This window comes from Blastococcus sp. SYSU D00820 (assembly GCF_054050695.1).
This window is the reverse complement of the sequence record NZ_JBJGZW010000010.1, coordinates 82,866-100,193: the sequence shown is the minus strand read 5'-3', so window position 1 is coordinate 100,193 and position 17,328 is coordinate 82,866. Positions and strand designations below refer to the sequence as shown.

General features: G+C 74.1%; 15 protein-coding genes. 9 read left to right on the top strand and 6 right to left on the bottom strand.

Going from position 1 to position 17,328, the window contains the following annotated elements; translation table 11 throughout:
- Window positions 1-11 precede the first annotated feature (11 nt).
- Window positions 12-1,817: a serine/threonine-protein kinase gene (locus ACI79R_RS12685; RefSeq protein WP_456573984.1), complete on the bottom strand. Its 1,806-nt coding sequence runs from the start codon at window positions 1,815-1,817 to the stop codon at window positions 12-14.
- Window positions 1,818-2,068: 251 nt separating this feature from the next.
- On the opposite strand from ACI79R_RS12685, the gene ACI79R_RS12680 reads away from it, so the two are divergent.
- Genes ACI79R_RS12680 through ACI79R_RS12670 form a run of 3 tightly spaced genes read left to right on the top strand, consistent with a single transcriptional unit; the run spans window position 2,069 to window position 5,642 of the window.
- Window positions 2,069-3,622, top strand: a complete 1,554-nt coding sequence (locus tag ACI79R_RS12680) for a hypothetical protein (RefSeq protein WP_456573983.1) — start codon at window positions 2,069-2,071, stop codon at window positions 3,620-3,622.
- A 44-nt stretch (window positions 3,623-3,666) separates the two neighbouring features.
- Window positions 3,667-4,101 carry a hypothetical protein gene (locus ACI79R_RS12675; protein ID WP_456573982.1) on the top strand — a complete coding sequence of 145 codons (435 nt, stop codon included), beginning with the start codon at window positions 3,667-3,669 and terminating at the stop codon, window positions 4,099-4,101.
- Window positions 4,101-5,642: an FHA domain-containing protein gene (locus ACI79R_RS12670; protein WP_456573981.1), complete on the top strand. Its 1,542-nt coding sequence runs from the start codon at window positions 4,101-4,103 to the stop codon at window positions 5,640-5,642. Before ACI79R_RS12675 ends, ACI79R_RS12670 begins: the two co-directional genes overlap by 1 nt.
- Window positions 5,643-5,805: 163 nt before the next feature.
- Here the strand turns inward: ACI79R_RS12670 and ACI79R_RS12665 are convergent, their stop codons facing one another.
- Window positions 5,806-7,896: a cation:proton antiporter gene (locus ACI79R_RS12665; protein ID WP_456573980.1), complete on the bottom strand. Its 2,091-nt coding sequence runs from the start codon at window positions 7,894-7,896 to the stop codon at window positions 5,806-5,808.
- Window positions 7,897-8,176: 280 nt separating this feature from the next.
- On the opposite strand from ACI79R_RS12665, the gene ACI79R_RS12660 reads away from it, so the two are divergent.
- Entirely contained in the window at window positions 8,177-9,022 is an 846-nt protein-coding gene (locus ACI79R_RS12660) for a protein kinase domain-containing protein (protein ID WP_456573979.1), read from the top strand.
- 72 nt (window positions 9,023-9,094) lie between these two features.
- Here ACI79R_RS12660 and ACI79R_RS12655 read toward each other — a convergent pair whose 3' ends face one another.
- Window positions 9,095-10,975 carry a serine/threonine-protein kinase gene (locus ACI79R_RS12655; RefSeq protein WP_456573978.1) on the bottom strand — a complete coding sequence of 627 codons (1,881 nt, stop codon included), beginning with the start codon at window positions 10,973-10,975 and terminating at the stop codon, window positions 9,095-9,097.
- 296 nt (window positions 10,976-11,271) lie between these two features.
- Between ACI79R_RS12655 and ACI79R_RS12650 the strand changes: the two genes are divergently transcribed.
- A complete protein-coding gene (locus tag ACI79R_RS12650) occupies window positions 11,272-12,054 on the top strand; it encodes a hypothetical protein (protein WP_456573977.1) in 783 nt (260 codons plus the stop codon).
- A 73-nt stretch (window positions 12,055-12,127) separates the two neighbouring features.
- On the opposite strand, the gene ACI79R_RS12645 is transcribed toward ACI79R_RS12650, so the two are convergent.
- Window positions 12,128-12,511, bottom strand: a complete 384-nt coding sequence (locus ACI79R_RS12645) for a Fur family transcriptional regulator (RefSeq protein ID WP_456573976.1) — start codon at window positions 12,509-12,511, stop codon at window positions 12,128-12,130.
- Between the two features lie 10 nt (window positions 12,512-12,521).
- Between ACI79R_RS12645 and ACI79R_RS12640 the strand changes: the two genes are divergently transcribed.
- Window positions 12,522-12,839 carry an antibiotic biosynthesis monooxygenase gene (locus ACI79R_RS12640; protein WP_456573975.1) on the top strand — a complete coding sequence of 106 codons (318 nt, stop codon included), beginning with the start codon at window positions 12,522-12,524 and terminating at the stop codon, window positions 12,837-12,839.
- Here the strand turns inward: ACI79R_RS12640 and ACI79R_RS12635 are convergent.
- Window positions 12,824-13,411 (bottom strand): hypothetical protein, encoded by a 588-nt coding sequence (locus ACI79R_RS12635; RefSeq protein WP_456573974.1) that lies wholly within the window; start codon window positions 13,409-13,411, stop codon window positions 12,824-12,826. The genes ACI79R_RS12640 and ACI79R_RS12635 overlap by 16 nt on opposite strands.
- A 167-nt stretch (window positions 13,412-13,578) precedes the next feature.
- On the opposite strand from ACI79R_RS12635, the gene ACI79R_RS12630 reads away from it, so the two are divergent.
- Entirely contained in the window at window positions 13,579-14,976 is a 1,398-nt protein-coding gene (locus ACI79R_RS12630; RefSeq protein ID WP_456573973.1) for a glycine--tRNA ligase, read from the top strand.
- Window positions 14,977-14,996: 20 nt separating this feature from the next.
- Here the strand turns inward: ACI79R_RS12630 and ACI79R_RS12625 are convergent, their stop codons facing one another.
- Entirely contained in the window at window positions 14,997-15,623 is a 627-nt protein-coding gene (locus ACI79R_RS12625) for a class I SAM-dependent methyltransferase (protein WP_456573972.1), read from the bottom strand.
- A gap of 51 nt (window positions 15,624-15,674) precedes the next feature.
- On the opposite strand from ACI79R_RS12625, the gene dusB reads away from it, so the two are divergent.
- Together dusB and ACI79R_RS12615 are read left to right on the top strand one after the other, a co-directional pair.
- A complete protein-coding gene (gene dusB / locus ACI79R_RS12620) occupies window positions 15,675-16,838 on the top strand; it encodes a tRNA dihydrouridine synthase DusB (RefSeq protein ID WP_456573971.1) in 1,164 nt (387 codons plus the stop codon).
- Window positions 16,835-17,299 carry an Rv0361 family membrane protein gene (locus ACI79R_RS12615; protein WP_456573970.1) on the top strand — a complete coding sequence of 155 codons (465 nt, stop codon included), beginning with the start codon at window positions 16,835-16,837 and terminating at the stop codon, window positions 17,297-17,299. Before dusB ends, ACI79R_RS12615 begins: the two co-directional genes overlap by 4 nt.
- The last annotated feature ends 29 nt before the right edge of the window (window positions 17,300-17,328 follow it).

Sequence of the window (17,328 nt, the reverse complement as noted above, 5' to 3'; positions counted from 1 at the left end):
GCCGCCGGGGCCTAGCTGCCGAAGGTGGCCACGTCGGTGTCGTTCCACCACTCGGCCAGCTGCACCAGCCCCTGGGTGCCGCCGTCGCGGATGCGGACGATGCCCTCGACGCCGTCCTCGGTCTCGGTCCAGATGAGCACGGCGTCGTTCTCCTGGTCGACGTAGCAGGCGACCTGCCCCGAGCCGATGTCCTCCAGCGACCACTCGTAGTAACCCTGGGACGACGGGCAGACCGTGTCCGCCGGCAGCTCGGGCAGGCCCAGCCGGCCGACGTCGGCGCGGAAGGCCCGGTCGGCCATGTCGCCGTCGGGGTAGAGGTAGAACCGCGAGAGCATCGGCCCCGGCTGGGTGGCGCTGGGGCCGCAGTCGACCGCGGCGACCTCGCCGTCGTCGGCCGGGGGCGCGGGCTCGCAGTCCTCGGGGGAGTAGTCCGCGGGGAGGATGGCGAGCAGGTCGTCGTGCTGCGGGCCCTCCGTCGGCGGGTCCGGCGGCTGCTGCGCCGAGGACTCGCTGCCCGACTGCACGAGCACCAGCACCGCGGTGAGCACCGCCACCAGCGCGGCGGCCGCCCACACCAGCGCCGTCGCCACCCGCGGGCCGCGGGAGCGCTTCCCGTCCCCGCCGGCCGCGGGCGGCACCCCGGCCTCGCCGGTTCCGCCGGGCCCGCCGGGACCGGGGCCGAACGGCGCCGGCGGGGGCACCTGGGGGAGCACGGTGGTCGACGGGCTGCCTCCGGGGTCGCCGCCCGGCGAAGTGCCCAGGCCCGACGCGGAGGACCCGCGCCCCGACGGCGGCGGGATCGGCGCCGGGGCCGGCGTCGGGGCCGGCGCGCCGACGGTCGCGGCGGGATCCGGGCCCGGCGGGGGCATCGGCCGCCCCGGGTCGGACAGGCCCACGGCCTGCGCCGGCACCCGCGCGCCGTCGGTGACCGGCGGCGGGACGACGGTGCTGCGCGGGGTCAGCCCGGCCGTGGTGAGCGCCCGGCGGGCCGCCGACGCCAGCGCCCCGGCCGAGCGCCAGCGCTCCTCGGGGTCCTTGGCCAGGCCCTTGGCCACCACCTCGTCGAGCGCGGCGGGCACGTCGGGGCGCAGCACGCTCACCGCCGGCGGGGTCTCGTTCAGGTGGGCCCACATCAGCGGGGCCAGGTCGGTGACGGTGAACGGACGGCGGCCGGTGAGGCTCTCGAACAGCACGCAGGCCAGGGAGTAGACGTCGCTGCGGGCGTCCGCGGGCTGCTCCAGGAACCGCTCGGGCGCCATGTAGTCGAAGCTGCCGACCGCCGAGCCGACCTGGGTGAGGGCGGGCAGCTCGTCGTCCATGATCGCCCGGGCGATGCCGAAGTCGACGAGGTAGACGAACTCGTCGTCGTCGGGGTCGGCGTCGCCGGTGGAGCTGCAGACCAGCACGTTGGAGGGCTTCACGTCGCGGTGCACCAGGCCCTCGGTGTGCGCGGCGTCCAGGGCGTGGGCGACCTGGCCGACGATCGACACCGCGCGGGGCGGGGCCAGCGGGCCGTCCTCGGAGATGACCGCGGCGAGGTCGCGGCCGCGGACCAGCCGCATGTCGAGGAACAGCCGCCCGTCGATCTCGCCGTAGCGGTGGATGGGCACGATGTGCGGCTCGCTGAGGCGGGCCGCGGCGTAGGCCTCCCGGCGGAAGCGCTCGCGGTAGCTGCGGTCCGCAGCGAGGGACTCGGTGAGCACCTTGAGCGCCACCGTGCGCTGGTGCTCGGTGTCGAAGGCGCGGTAGACCTCGCCCATGCCGCCGCGACCGAGGAGCTCCTCGATGCGGTAGGGGCCGAACTCACGGAACTCCACCCACGACCTCCCGCCAGGACGCGGCGGCACGGCACAGGGCGCTCCTGCAGGCGCCGGCGCGCCGCCGCAGTCTAGGGCGCCGGTCGCGCACCGGACAGCTCCCTGCGTCCGGTGACCTGCCCGGACGGCGTCCGAGAGGCTGCCGGGAACAGGGAGGAAACGGTTCGACGCGGCGCGCTCGATCCCGTTGACAGGGGTGCGGCGGTCGCCCGACAGTGGCGACTCCCCTGGAAGAGGACGGACCACCCACCGTGAGCGAGAGCACGATCGCGCCCCAGCACGCCCAGAACCCCTCGGCGCCCCACCAGCCCGGTGACCTCAACGACCAGCTGATCGCCAGTGACTTCTGGACCGACCAGATGGTGGCCGAAGCCGGCATCCCCATCATCGACGTCCCGTTCGTCACCTTCGGCGGTGGCATCGGGTCGTTCGTGACCGTGGACTACCTCCGCATCTGCGGGGTGCCCACCACGGCCATGCGGGTGCTCACCCCGCTGAAGACGCCCTGGGAGAGCTACGAGTACCTGACGACGGTCTCCCAGATCCCCCGCGGCGAGCGCCTGAGGTCGGACTCCTCGTCGACGCCGGACAACATCTGGGGCTTCCCCAGCTACGCCTTCCGCGAGGGCATGCAGGGGAACCTCAAGCAGCTCTGGAACGTCTTCGTCGAGCCGATCTTCGCCCGGTACTACACGCCCAAGGCCGGTCACGCGTTCACCTCGATGGAGCGCGAGATGTACCGGATCCGGTACCCCGAGATGGTGGTGCACGGCCAGGTGCGCATGGTCCGCCGCCGGGTGGGCGGGGGGTACTTCACCATCCTCACCCCGCCGGAGGGCGCGGCCTCGACGCGCCGCATCGCCTACCGCAGCCAGTGGGTGCACGTCGCCGTCGGCTACCCCGGGCTGAAGTTCCTGCCCGACCTGCAGAAGTACCGGCAGGAGTACAACGACTTCCACAAGGTCGTGAACGCCTACGAGCCGCACGAGCACGTCTACGAGCGACTGCACGCCCGCCCGGGCACCGTGCTGATCCGCGGCGGCGGCATCGTCGCCTCCCGCGTGCTGCAGCGGCTGATCGACGACCGTGACCAGCGGGGTCTGCAGACGCAGATCGTGCACCTGTTCCGCACCTACGTGGACAAGCCGCACGGCGCCGGCATCTTCAAGCGCCGCAAGGGCGCCGACGGCTGGGCCTACCAGGGCTTCAACTACCCCAAGTCGGTATGGGGCGGCCAGCTCAAGCAGCAGGTCCGCAAGTCCGAGGGGGAGGAGCGGGCCCGTCTCTACAAGGAGATGGGCGGCACCAACACCCCCTTCCGCAACGACTGGCTCGAGCAGCTGGACCGCGGCCGCCGCGAGGGCTGGTACCGCGTGATGATCGGCCAGATCGACAACATGCGGCCGGTCGGCGACCTCGTCGAGGTGGCGGTGTCCAGCGACCAGGGCCCGCAGCTGGGCACGTTCGACTTCGTCATCGACTGCACCGGCCTGGAGGCCGACATCCGCGAGCACCGGGTGCTCGCGGACCTGCTCGACCACTCCAACGTCGGCCGCAACCCGGTCGGCCGGCTCAACGTCGACCGGAACTTCGAGCTCATCGGCGCGCAGAACGGCGGCAAGATCTACGCCTCGGGCAGCGCCACCCTCGGTGGCCCGTTCCCGGGCGTCGACACCTTCTTCGGGCTGCAGATCGCCGCCCAGGAGATCGCCGACGACCTGATCAAGCAGGGCTTCGCGCAGAAGCTCGGACCGGGGCGGTCGATCAGCCAGTGGTGGAAGTGGGCCCGGAACAAGCAGATCTGACGCCCTCGCCCCGCTGACGCCCGCGACGACCGAGAGAGACGACCGTGCTCCCCACCCTCAACGGCCGCATCCAGACCAGGATCTTCCTGCTGGTCGTGGTCGGTTCGATCTGGACCCTGATCATCACGCCCATCCTCCCGACGGGCGTCGGCATCGGCGCCTCCTACGCCGCGACCTTCTCCGTCATCCTCGTGACGACGGTGCTGGGCGTGCTGTGGGAGCTGCTGTACCACGGCATCCAGCAGTTCCGCTGGGAGAAGGACTGGCCGACGATCTTCGGCTTCCTGACCGGTATCAACGAGGGCCTCCTCGTGTGGTTCCTCTTTGCCGGTGGCGCGATCCCGTGGATCGACGGCATCGCCGGTCCCGCCTTCGTCATCCACTTCGTCACCACCTGGCTGCTGGTCTGGCTGGTCGCCAACGGCCCGATGCGGGTGCCGTTCATCCACTGGCGGATCAACGGGGGGCGGCTCGTCTGATGGTCAACCCCGCCGTTCCCGCGGCGGCCGGACAGGCCGCCACCGTTCCGCCGTTCGACCAGGTCGCCGTCGCGGTGACCACCGGCGAGGACCTCGTGGTCCGCATGCCGGGGATCGTGCTCGTGGTCGCCGTCGACGCCACCGGCACGCCCGTCCCCGCGCCGGGGCCCAAGCTCGGCGGCTGGGGGGCGCCGGCCGCGCCGGCCCCCGCGGCCGCGCCTGCCGGTGACCGGCGCGTCGGCGAGCTGATCGGCCTCTGCCGCCGGGTCTCCGCCGCCGGCAGCCGCGCGCCGGGCCGCCGCCTGCACACCGAGCTGCGCAGCTGGCTGCCCACGGCCACCGACGCGCCGTCGTTCGCGGTCGCCGCCGCCACCGAGGAGGGCCTGGCCCTCGCCCTGTGGGGCAAGGGCGCCGCGGAGGTGCCCGACCTCGGGCTGCGGCTGACCCCCGCCGAGGGGTCGCCGCTGGACGACGGCAGCCCCTACCTCGACCGCCTGGTCGACTGGCCGCCGGCCGCGCTGCGGCTGTCGGTCGGATCGGGCGGCGACATGGGCCCGCACCCGCTGGCCGACCTCGAGGCCGGTGCCGTGCCCGGCGCCGCCGCGGTGCTCTCCCCGGCGCCCGTGCCGGCGCCGACGCCGGTGCCCACGCCGCCCGCCGTCACCGGGGGGACGGTGGTGGCCGACCTCGGCGCCCTGGTGCCGCCGCGCACCTCGATCCCGCCGATCGCGCCGGCCCGCAGCGCCGTCCCGCCGGCGCCCGCGGCACCGCCGGCGCCCGCGCCGGCCGTGCACGACCACGCCGACCACGACCACGCCGGGCACGACCACGCGGGGCACGACCACGGTGACCACGCCGGGCACGCCCACGCGGCGGCGCCCGCCCCGGTGGCCGCACCCGTACCGCCGCCGGCGCCCCCGCCGGTCGAGCTGCCCCCGCCGGCCCGCGCGGTGTCGTTCGTCAGCCCGCCGCCGGCCGACGAGGTCGAGCCGCCGCGCGCGCCCCTGCCCGTCGTCTCGGAGGAGCAGCCGCCGGCCGCCCTCGTCAAGGAGGAGGGGGACGCCCGGCCCAAGGTCAAGGGCATCCTCTGCAAGAACGGGCACCTCAACGACCCGCGCGTGCTCTTCTGCGCCCAGTGCGGCATCCGCACCACGCAGCAGACCGCCGTCTTCGTCGAGGGCGTCCGGCCGCCGCTGGGGCTGCTGGTCTTCGACAACGGCGCCACCGTCAGCCTGGACGCCGACTACCTGCTGGGCCGGGAGCCGGAGACCGACGAGCGGGTGCGTGCCGGTGAGCTGCGGCCGCTGCTGGTCGTCGACCAGACCGGGGGTGTCAGCCGGCACCACGCCGAGGTCCGGCTGGAGGGCTGGGACGTCGTCCTGGTCGACACCGGCTCGGCCAACGGCACCCTGGTGGCCCCGCGCGGTGCGCCGTCGTGGACCTCGCTGGTGCCGGGGCAGCCGGTGCAGCTCACCCCGGGCATGACCGTGCGCATGGGTGGCCGCCAGTTCGCCTTCGAGTCACCGCACGGCGGCTACTGACCCCGTCACCGCACGGCGGCTGCTGACCCGCTGACGCACAGCGCCCGCGCCCTCACCCCGAGGGCGCGGGCGCTGTCGTGTGCGGGCACCCGCCGGCCGGTGTCCCGACGCAACGGCGCCCGTGCCCCCTCGGGGAGGGCACGGGCGCCGTCGGTCGGTGCGATCAGGCGGAGGCGCCACCGGAGCTGATCCCGGCGAGGGTCTCGTCCATGTCCCGGTCGCTGTCGGCCCGGCCGGCGTGCACCAGCAGCACCGGGGTGAGGTCGTCGCCCGAGGTCACGGCAGCGCCTGCGGGGGCGACGAGCAGCGACGGCAGCGTCGCCGCGTCGCCGTCCGCGGCCAGCACCACGCCGGCGCGACGCAGCGTCTCCGCGACCCCGGCCGCGCGCCGCTCGGCCCGCCAGCCGTCGCCGGCCTGCAGCTGCAGCGGCACGCTGCGGCCCAGCGACGCCTGCGCGGCCAGCCGCAGCGCGGCCCGCCCGTCGGCGTCGGAGTCCTGGACCACGCTCACCGGACCCCGCGGGGTGAGGCCGGGCTCGCCGAGCTCGCCGTGGACCTGCACGACCGTGCCCTGCATCTCGGCCGGCCACGGGGTGCCGGTCGCACCCTCGGGCACGCCCCAGCCGGCGCGGACGAGCACGACGTCGGCGTCGGTGCTGGCGGCCAGGTCGACGACCTCCGCCCAGGGCGCGTCGCTGAAACGGGACGCCACGGAGGCCTTGAGCCCGCGGGCCTCGACCTGCCGGGCCAGGGCGCGCAGCTCGTCGGCGGCGGTGGCCATGAGCACCAGGTCGGCACCCAGGCCGCTGGCGACCTCCGGCTTGGGCTGCGTGCGGCGGACGACGCGGGTGAGCACCACCTGCGCCGGCTGCTCGCGCCCGACCAGGTCGCAGGCGAGGTCGGCCAGCCCGGCGTCCTTGTGCGGGTCGTCGACCACGACCATGACCGTGTAGGCGTCGGTGAGCCCCATGGCCTGCCGCTCCGCGGCGGCGATGTCCCGGTCGAGGATCCGCTTCGGGTACACGAGGTTGAGCAGCGGCGACGCCATCACGGTGGTCACCACGGCCATGATCACCATGAGCGTGAACATGTCGCCGTCGAGCACGCCGAGGTCGCGGCCGATGTTGAGGATGACCAGCTCGGTGAGCCCGCGGGTGTTCATCAGGATGGCCAGGGCGGTGGCCTGCCGCTGGGGCACCCGCTGCGCGCGGGCGGCGGCGAACGCGCCGATGAACTTGCCGGAGATCGCGACCAGCAGGATCAGGAAGAGCTCCCAGATCCCGATGAGGCCGACCGCGCCGACGTCGACGTTGGAGCCGGTGATGACGAAGAAGACCGGCAGCAGCAGGAGCACGCTGACCTGCTCCAGCTGCTCGGTGATCTCGTGGGTCAGCTTCGCGGCGTTCTTCCGTGGCATCACCACGCCGAAGAGGAAGGCACCGAAGATGAAGTGGATGCCGATCTCCTCGGCCACCCAGGCGCTGAGCAGCAGGCCGACCAGGACGACGGCGAGCATGTCCGGGGTGACCCGGCCGAACCGCTCGCGGTAGGTGACCAGCGCCCGCAGGAGCGGCTTGACCACGAGGAACATCACCAGCGCGAACAGCACGGAGAACGCCAGGATCTGGATGACCCCGGTGAACGAGGTGGCGGCCACGATGGCCACCACGACCGCCAGCAGCGACCAGGCCAGGACGTCGTCCACGGCGGCGCAGGCCAGGCTCAGCACGCCGGTGGGGATCCGGTGCATGTTCCGCTCGGCCAGGATGCGTGCCAGTACCGGGAACGCGGTGATGGACATGGCGACGCCGAGGAACAGCGCGAACCCGAGGAAGCTGACGCCTTCGCCCTCGACCACGTCGTGCCGCTGGTGCAGGTACAGCGCGAGCAGCACGCCGAGGGAGAACGGCAGGATGATCGACGCGATCGACACCGAGGCGGCGACCCGTTCCCTGCCCTTGATGAACGAGAGGTCGACCTCCAGGCCGACCAGGAACATGAACAGGACCAGACCCAGCTGGGCCAGCACGTTCAGGAACGGCTTGATGTCGGTCGGGAACAGCAGGGTGTCCAGGTCGCCGGGCAGCGCACCCAGCAGAGTGGGGCCCAGCATGATGCCGGCGATGATCTCGCCGACGACGGCCGGTTGGCCGACCTTGATGGCGAGCCGGCCCATGAGGCGGGCCAGCACGATGATCACGGCCAGGTCGACGAAGACGTAGGCGATGATCTCGGCGATGGGGCGGGACTCCACGGGGACTCCGAGGTGGGACGGGCGGGCCGCGGAGTCCGGGGCCCGGCGTGCGGGCGGAGGGCCCCTCCCGGGGCCCGGGACACGGCAGAGGCCGGTTCCGGGCGCGGATGCTAGCGGCGGGGCAACCCCCGTGGCGGTTCCGCGAGCGCGGTACGTGCGGCCGTGGCGGGCGGCGCGCCCGACTCCCTTCCCGCGAGGCCCCGGCGCGGGCAGACTGACCCGCTGCCGATCCGTGGCAGCCCGGGTGACCGGGGATCAGAACAGCTTCAGGAGGACATGCATGGATGCCGTCGGCCTGGTGGGCGCGGCGCCTGCCACCATCGCTGACTACCAGGTCATCCGGGTGCTCGGCGAGGGCAACAACGGCCGGTTCTACCTGGCCCGCCCGCCGGCCCGGCTCGGCCTGCCCGACGAGTACGTGGCGGTCAAGGTTTTCACCGGCTCGCACAGCGAGCAGGCCTACGAGCGCGGCGTCCGCGAGCTGCGGGCCTTCGCCCAGGTCAACTCGCCCTACCTGGTGCGGGTCTACGACGCGGTGCTGCAGGACAGCTTCCTGTACGCCATGGAGTACTGCCCCCTCGGCTCGCTGGCCGCGCCGGCGCGGCCGCTGTCCCGGGGGGAGGTGCTGCGCGCGGTGGCCCACGCCGCGCACGCGCTGCACGCCCTGCACGAGGCCGGCCTCACCCACGGCGACCTCAAGCCGGCCAACATCCTGCTCACCGAGGACGGCGGCAAGCTGTCCGACCTGGGCCTGGCCCGCTTCCTCACCCCGGGCGTCACGCTGACCGGCATGGCCAGCGCCGCCTCGGTGGAGTTCCTCGACCCGGCGCTGCTGCGCGGGGAGCGCCCGTCGCGGGCGACCGAGGTCTTCGCCCTCGGCGCGACGCTGCACCGCGCGCTCACCGGGAACGGCCTGTACGGCGAGCTGCCCGACAGCGAGCCGCTGCTGGCCATCCGCAAGGTGATGAGCGCCGAGCCGGCGCTGGCAACGGGGCTCACCCACGAGGAGGCCGCGCTGGTCAGCGACTGCCTGGCGCCGGTCGGGCAGCGCCCGGCGACCGCCGAGCAGGTCGCCCAGCGGCTGGACGCCCTCGCGGCGGCCGCGCTCGGAGCCGCGCCGGCCTGACCGGACGCCCGACGACGAGGGCCCCTCTCCTCCCGGACGGGAGGAGAGGGGCCCTCGTGCGTGCGGAGCCGGTCAGCGCTCGGCGAAGTCGCTGTTGCCCTGGACGGTCCACCAGTCGTAGAGGGTCTGCAGCCCCTCCTGCCCGCCGCCGACGATGCCTACGAGGCCCTCGGCGCTGACGTCGTCCTGGGTCCAGATGAGGATGGCGGTCTGGTCGTCGGGGTCGATGTAGCAGGCCAGGCGGCCGGCGCGCTCACCGTCGATCGTGTAGTACCCGTAGCCCTGGGCATCGGGGCACAGCACGCCGCTGGGCAGCGGTGCGACGTTGTTGCGCTCCATGTCCGCGAGGAAGACGTCGTCGAGGGTGGCGGCGTCCTCGTACAGGTAGAACACCGAGCCCTCCGGTCCGGGCGAGCTGATCGCCGGGCCGCACTCGAGCACCGCCAGCGCGCCGTCGCCGGTCGGGTCGCCGGTCTGGCACTCCTCGGCGTCGAAGCCGCCGGGGACGATCGACCGCAGCGTCTCCTCGTCGTCGACGGGCGGGTCACTGGGCGGCGTCGACGGGGGAGTGCTGGGCGGCGTCGTCGTCACCGGGGTCGTCGTCCCGCCGGCGTCGTTGCGGCCGGGGTCCTCGCTGCCGCCGCTGGTCAGCACGATGACCAGCACGACCGCGAGCACGACCAGCGCGGCCACCCCGGCCAGGATCAGGGGCAGCTTCGACTTCCCCCTGCCGCTGCCCGAGGGGGACGAGCCGTGCGGACCGAACCCCGTCGTGCCGCCGGGCCCCTGGGGCGGGAAGCCGCCGCCGCTGGTGCCGCCGGGCACCTGCGCGAAGCCCTGCGGCGGCGGCCCGAACCCGCCGCCGGTGGTGCCGCCGGGGCCCTGCGGCACGAAGCCGGGGTTGGACGGCGGACCGAAGCCGCCCGCGGTGCCGGGGTTGGACGGCGGGCCGTACCCACCCGGGTTGGACGGCGGGCCGAAGCCGCCGGCGGTGCCGGGGTTGGACGGTGGGCCGTAGCCGGTGCCGGGGTTGGAGAAGCCGACCGTCTGCGGCCGCACCGGCGGGAGCGGGGTCACCGAGGTGGGCGGGGCCGCCGGCATCGGCGTCTCGGAGACGCCGGAGCTGCGCAGGGCCGCCCGCGCCGCGGCGGCGAGCTCGCCGCAGGTCGAGTAGCGCTCGTCGGGGTCCTTGGCCAGGCCCTTGAGCACGACCTCGTCGAGAGCGCGGGGGAGGCCCGGGCGCACCGACGACGGCGCGGTCGGCTCGGTGTTCAGGTGCGCGTACATCAGCGTGGCCAGGCCGTCACCGGTGAACGGGCGCCGGGCGGTCAGGCACTCGAACAGCACGCAGGCCAGGGCGTAGACGTCGACCCGCTTGTCGATCGGCTTCTCGAGGAACCGCTCGGGCGCCATGTAGTCGAACGACCCGAGGGCGGCACCGGTCTGGGTCAGCGCGGGGCCGGCCTGGTCGGTGGTGGAGCGCGCGATGCCGAAGTCGACCAGGTAGACGAACTCGTCGTCGCCGGTGCCGGTGATCAGCACGTTCGAGGGCTTGACGTCGCGGTGCACCAGGCCGTCGGCGTGGGCGGAGTCCAGCGCCCGGGCGGTCTGGCTGACCACCGAGACCGCGCGCGCCGGCTCCATCGGGCCCTCCTCGGCGAGCACCGCCGCGACGTCCCGGCCCGGGACCAGCCGCATGTCGAGGAAGAGCCGGCCCTCGATCTCGCCGTAGCGGTGGATGGGCACGATGTGCGGCTCGTTGAGCCGGGCCGCCAGGTGCGCCTCCCGGCGGAACCGCTCCCGATAGCCCTTGTCGGCCGCCAGGGCCTCGGAGAGGACCTTCAGCGCCACGACCCGGTCGTGCTCGGTGTCGAACGCCTTGTAGACCTCGCCCATCCCGCCGCGACCGAGGAGCGCCTCGATGCGGTAGGGGCCGAACTGTTCCAACTCCACGTGTGCAGACCCTCCGTGTGCCGCAGCTCGGGCGCTCGTCCGAAGGCGCCGGTGCGGGGTCGCGGCGGAGTCTAGGGACGCGGTCGATCATCGACCAGCGCCCTGGCCGTAGGCGTGCGTGACCGCAACAGCCTGGTGCCTGTTGCGCCGTCCGGGTGACCTCTGCGTCGTTTCGTGACGTACCTGTGACGCTCGGCGCGCACGAACCCGTATCGGCGGGGGCGGCGCATGGCTACCTTGCTGCCTTGCTCCGGGGCTCCTCGCCCCCCGAACCACCGAGAGACGAGAGACGCACCATGAGCCAGCCTCAGTACGGCGGCCAGTACGGCCAGCCCGGTCAGTACGGCCAGCCCGGCCCCGGCCAGTACGGCCAGCCCGGCGGGTACGGCGGCCCGCCGCCTCCGCCCGGCGGCGGCTACGGGGGCCCCGGCGGCTACGGCGGCCCGGGCGGCTACGGCCAGCCGCCGCAGAAGAAGAGCGCGCTGCCCTGGATCATCACCGCGCTCGTCGTCGTCCTCGCCGGCGTCGGCGTCCTGCTGTTCTTCCTGCTCCGCGACGACGACGAGGCCCCCACCCAGACCGCCGGTGGCACCACCACCACGAGCGCGGCCCCCGCCTCCGAGGAGATGGGCGGGATGATGGGCGAGATCGACCCGGACGAGATGAACATCCCGACCGGCGCCGAGCCCCCGCCCATGAACACCGACGCCCCGCAGGGCGACGACGAGGGGCAGATCGACGGCTCGCTCGACGTCGCCGACGTCTGGCTCGGCTCGCTGGCCGCCGGTGACGGCGCCACCGCGTGGGACCTCACCGGCCCGAACCTGCAGGCGATCATCGAGGAGGCGGCCGCCGAGCAGGGCGCCGACCCGACCGAGTTCCTGGTCGCCGTCTGGGTGCAGGGGATCCTCGACAACCAGGAGCTCGAGGGAGCCTCGCTGGTCAGCATCGAGTACGACTCGGCCTCCAGCAGTGACGTGATCACCGTCGACCTGGAGACCAGCGGCGGCACGATCACGCTCCGGGTCTACGTCACCGAGGACCTCCTCGTGGACAACTTCGAGACCCTCCAGAGCTGACCTCTCCGCACGAACGGCCGACGGCCGGTCCCCGGGCATCCCGGGGGCCGGCCGTCGGCCGTTCGGCGGGTGCTCAGGCGGCGCGGCAGGCCGCGCAGGTGCCGAAGATCTCCAGGGTGTGGCGGACGTCGGCGAAGCCGTGCTCGCCGGCCACCCGGTCGGCCCACTGCTCCACGGCGGGGCCGGCCACCTCGACGGTGCGGCCGCACTGCCGGCAGACCAGGTGGTGGTGGTGCTGGGGGCTGCAGCGCCGGTACAGCGCCTCGCCGGTCTCGGTGCGGATCGAGTCGAGCTCGCCGTCGTCGGCCAGCGACTGCACCGCCCGGTAGACGGTGGACAGCCCCACGGGGTCGCCGGCCTCCCGGAGCCGGGCGTGCACCTCCTGCGCGCTGTGGAATCCGTCCAGGTCCTGGAAGACGGCGCGCACGGCTTCGCGCTGCCGGGTGCTGCGGGCCATGGTCGCCATGGTGACAGGCGGCCGCGACGCGCTGGTCTGCGACGATGCCGACGTGTTCGCCGTCACGAGGTTGCGCGTCCCCGCGGAAGACGACGCCGCCCTGGCCCGGGACGCCCGCGCGCTGCTGGCCGCCCTCGCCGCCCGCCCCGGGTTCCGGGACGGCGACCTCGGCCGCGCCGCCGAGGATCCGACCCTGTGGGTGCTGCTGACCCGGTGGGACGGCGTGGGCGCCTACCGCCGCGCGCTGTCGGCGGCCGAGGTCAAGATCGCCGGCGCCCCGGTGTGGGTGTACGCGCTCGACGAGCCGGGCGTCTACCTGCCGGAGTAGACCGGACCGGCACCGCCGACGACCAGCCGGTAGGTGACGTCCACCTCGAACCCGAACCCGTCACCGCCCTGGATCCGCACCTCGTGCGCACCCTGTGCCGGCGCGGCGATCAGCGCCCACAGGCCCCAGACGGTGGTCGGCATCGGGCGCTTGCGGCCGGTGACCCCGTTGAGTCGCGCCCCGGTGACCACGAAGGGCACCGGCGTGCCGATCTCCTGCAGCTGCTGGGGGACCCCGTCGAGGAGGACCGAGCCGTACGCCTCCTCCAGGACCGGCGGCGGTCCCTCGGCCGGCCACTCCCACATGTTGACCGCGGGGAGGAACAGCGGCCGGCCGGCCGGCACGACGCAGTCGCGGGCCCGGGGCCGGCCACTGGACCCGGCGAGGAACCACACGTCCTCGGGCTGGTTCTCCGCCGCGAACCGGCCGTCCTCGTCCTCCACCGGGTTCTTCAGCGGACCTGCAGCAGCTACCCACTGCACCCAGCGGGCGGCCAGGCCCTCGGGGGAGGCGGCGTCGTAGGGCAGCGGGGCGGGAACGTCGGCAGCGCCCGAGCGGAACAGGAACGGCATGGCCGAGCACGCTAGGTGATCGCGGCGGTGTCGCCCGGGTGCCACGGCGACAGCCGGCACGGCGGCTCCTGGCCCGCCCGCCGTCACCGACCGACGGCGCGCCGGCGGGGTCGCACTACCGTGGACGGGTCAACCACCGACCGCCAGCCGGATGGAGCCTCCACCCCGTGAGCACCGCCAAGCACGACGCCGCCCGCCTCGACAAGGTCGTCAACCTCTGCAAGCGACGGGGCTTCGTGTTCCCGTCCGGGGAGATCTACGGCGGTACCCGCTCCGCGTGGGACTACGGGCCGCTGGGCGTGGAGCTCAAGGAGAACATCAAGAAGCAGTGGTGGCGCACCGTCGTCCAGAGCCGGGACGACATCGTGGGCCTGGACTCCTCGGTGATCCTGCCGCGCCAGACCTGGGTGGCCTCGGGCCACGTCGGCGTCTTCACCGACCCGCTGACGGAGTGCCAGAGCTGCCACAAGCGCTTCCGGGCCGACCACCTCGAGGAGGAGTTCGAGGCGAAGAAGGGCCGGGCCCCGGAGAACGGCCTGGCCGACATCAGCTGCCCGAACTGCGGCACCAAGGGCGCGTGGACCGAGCCGCGCGACTTCAACATGATGCTCAAGACCTACCTCGGCCCGGTCGAGGACGAGTCGGGGCTGCACTACCTGCGCCCGGAGACCGCGCAGGGCATCTTCGTCAACTTCGCCAACGTGATGGGCGCGGCCCGCAAGAAGCCGCCGTTCGGCATCGGCCAGATCGGCAAGTCGTTCCGCAACGAGATCACGCCGGGCAACTTCATCTTCCGCACCCGCGAGTTCGAGCAGATGGAGATGGAGTTCTTCGTCGAGCCGGGCAGCGACGAGGAGTGGCACCAGTACTGGATCGACGAGCGCACCCGCTGGTACACCGACCTGGGCATCTCCCCGGACAACCTGCGGCACTACGAGCACGCCAAGGAGAAGCTCTCCCACTACTCCAAGCGCACCGTCGACATCGAGTACCGCTTCGGCTTCCAGGGCTCGGAGTGGGGTGAGCTCGAGGGCATCGCCAACCGCACCGACTTCGACCTCTCCACCCACACGCAGCACTCGGGCGTGGACCTGTCCTACTTCGACCAGGCCACCAACACCCGCTGGACGCCGTACGTCATCGAGCCGGCAGCCGGGCTGACCCGCTCGCTGATGGCCTTCCTCATCGAGGCCTACACCGAGGACGAGGCGCCCAACGCCAAGGGCGGGGTGGACACCCGCACGGTGCTGCGGCTGGACCCCCGGCTGGCGCCGGTGAAGGCCGCCGTCCTCCCGCTGTCGCGCAACGCCGACCTCTCGCCCAAGGCGCGCGACCTCGCCGCCCAGCTGCGCCGCAACTGGAACGTCGACTTCGACGACGCCGGCGCCATCGGCCGCCGGTACCGGCGGCAGGACGAGGTCGGGACGCCGTTCTGCCTCACCGTCGACTTCGACACCCTCACCGACGACGCGGTGACCGTGCGCGAGCGCGACTCGATGAGCCAGGAGCGGGTGGCCCTCGGCCAGGTGGAGTCCTACCTGGCCGCTCGCCTGCCCGGCTGCTGAGCCGGCTCACCTGGCGCCGGTCACGGCCGGCGCCAGGTGAGCAGGTAGCGCCAGAGGAGCAGCCGCCGCACCCGGACGCCGGGCAGCAGCGCCGCTGCGGCGGCGCGCACCTCCCGGGTGGTGAGCGCGCCGTCCTGCACCGGCATCCGGTCGTGCTCGGGTCCGTGCGCCAGCAGGGCCGGACCGCCGACCGCGCGCAGGCCGGCCAGCCCCGCACCGAGCAGGTGGTGCGCCGCTGCGGCGGCCAGCTCCACCGGCAGGTCGCGCGGCAGGTCGACCCGCGGCAGGGCGACGGCGGCCAGCACGCCACCGGGGCGCAGCCAGCCGGCCATCCGCGGCAGCGCCGTCTCCAGGGTCAGGTGGTGCAGCACCGCCATCGAGACCACCGCGTCGAACGCACCGGCGGGCAGGTCGAGCGTGGTGACGTCCGCCCGGTGCAGCGTCACCTGCGGCGGCACCCGGCGCCGGGCGGCCTCGACCATCTCCGGCGACCGGTCGACGGCGTCCACCTGCGGCACCCGGCGGGCCAGCGCGGCGGCGAGGTCACCGGCGCCGCAGCCGACGTCCAGCACCCGCCCCGCGCCCTCCGGGACCGCGCGCAGCAGGAGGCGGTGGTACCAGCGGTTGTGGTCCCAGTCCGTGCGCACCCCGGCAGCCTGCCCCGGGCCGGCCGTGCCCGGCCACCTACCCTGGAACCCGTGACCGCCACCCTCGAGCCGACGACGACGGCCCTCCCGCCGCTCCGGCTCGGGCCGCTCACCGTCGACCCCGCGGTCGTGCTCGCGCCGATGGCCGGCATCACCAACCCGGCCTTCCGCACGCTGTGCCGCGAGTTCGGAGCCGGGCTCTACGTCTGCGAGATGATCACCACGCGGGCGCTGGTGGAGCGCAACGAGAAGACGCTGCGGATGATCCAGGCGACGCCGGAGGAGGCCGACGCCGGCTTCTCCGTCCAGCTCTACGGCGTCGACCCGGCCACCGTCGGGCGCGCGGTGGAGATGCTGGTCGACGAGCACGTCGCCGGCGTGCGCCCGGCACACATCGACCTCAACTTCGGCTGCCCGGTGCCCAAGGTGACCCGCAAGGGCGGCGGCTCGGCGCTGCCGTGGCGCCGGCGGCTGCTGGCCGACATCGTGCGGTCGGCGGTGCGTGCCGCCCGCGACGTCCCGGTCACCATCAAGACCCGCATCGGCATCGACGCCGAGCACGTCACCTACCTCGACGCCGGCCGGATCGCCCAGGACGAGGGCGCCGCGGCGATCACCCTGCACGGGCGCACCGCCGACCAGCTCTACAGCGGGACGGCGGACTGGGCGCCGATCGCCCGGCTGGTGGAGGCCGTGGACATCCCGGTGCTGGGCAACGGCGACGTCTGGGAGGCCGACGACGCGCTGCGGCTGGTCGCCGAGACCGGCTGCGCCGGCGTCGTCATCGGCCGCGGTTGCCTGGGCCGCCCCTGGCTGTTCGGCGACCTCGCCGCGGCGTTCGCGGGGGAGAGCCGCCGCGCGCTGCCCACGATGGGCGAGGTCGCGGCGATCATGTACCGGCACGCCGAGCTGCTCTCCGCCGAGCAGGGCGAGCTGCACGGCTGCACCGACTTCCGCAAGCACGTGGCCTGGTACCTCAAGGGCTTCTCCGTCGGCTCGGACACCCGCCGCGCGCTGGCGATGGTCTCCTCGCTCGACGAGCTGGCCACCCTGCTCGCCGACATCCCCGACCAGCCGTACCCGACCGCGGTGCTCGGCGGCCCGCGCGGTCGCACGAGCTCGCCGCGCCCGGTGGCCCTGCCCGAGGGCTGGCTGCTCGACCGTGACGACCCCCGGCCCCCGGCCGGCGCCGAGCTGCTGGTGGGTGGCGGATGAGCACCGATCCCGGTCCCTACCTCTACGACGACGGGCCGACGTCGCCGCACACCGGCACCCCGCGGTCCCGCCGCGGGCTGCTCGTGGCGATCATGGGCGGCACCGCGCTGGTCGCCGTCGCCGCCGTCGTCGTCCTGCCGCTGGTCAAGGGCACCGCCGAGGAGCAGGCCACCGCCGCGGTCGACGTCCTGCTCGCGTCGCTGGCCGACGGCGACACGGACACCGCCACCCAGATGCTCTGCCTGGACGAGCGCGCCCGCCTCGCCGACGACGACCTGACCGGCGCCTACACCCGGCCCGGCACGCCCGAGGTCACCGGCGTCCGCGAGGGCGAGGTGGACGGCGACACCGTGCAGCAGGTGACCGTCGTGTGGTCGGCGGACGGCGATGAGCAGACCACCACGCTGACGGTCGTCAACGAGGACGGGCCCCGGGTCTGCGGGATCGCGCCGGGCGCCTGACGCCGGTCCGGATCACCTCCGGACGGCGC

Coding starts and splice junctions, on each gene's coding strand:
- ACI79R_RS12650 (WP_456573977.1), top strand. CDS start 11,272: ATGAGCCAGCCTCAGTACGGCGGCCAGTACGGCCAGCCCGGTCAGTAC.
- ACI79R_RS12635 (WP_456573974.1), bottom strand. CDS start 13,411: ATGCCGTTCCTGTTCCGCTCGGGCGCTGCCGACGTTCCCGCCCCGCTG.
- ACI79R_RS12615 (WP_456573970.1), top strand. CDS start 16,835: ATGAGCACCGATCCCGGTCCCTACCTCTACGACGACGGGCCGACGTCG.
- ACI79R_RS12660 (WP_456573979.1), top strand. CDS start 8,177: ATGGATGCCGTCGGCCTGGTGGGCGCGGCGCCTGCCACCATCGCTGAC.
- ACI79R_RS12645 (WP_456573976.1), bottom strand. CDS start 12,511: ATGGCCCGCAGCACCCGGCAGCGCGAAGCCGTGCGCGCCGTCTTCCAG.
- ACI79R_RS12670 (WP_456573981.1), top strand. CDS start 4,101: ATGGTCAACCCCGCCGTTCCCGCGGCGGCCGGACAGGCCGCCACCGTT.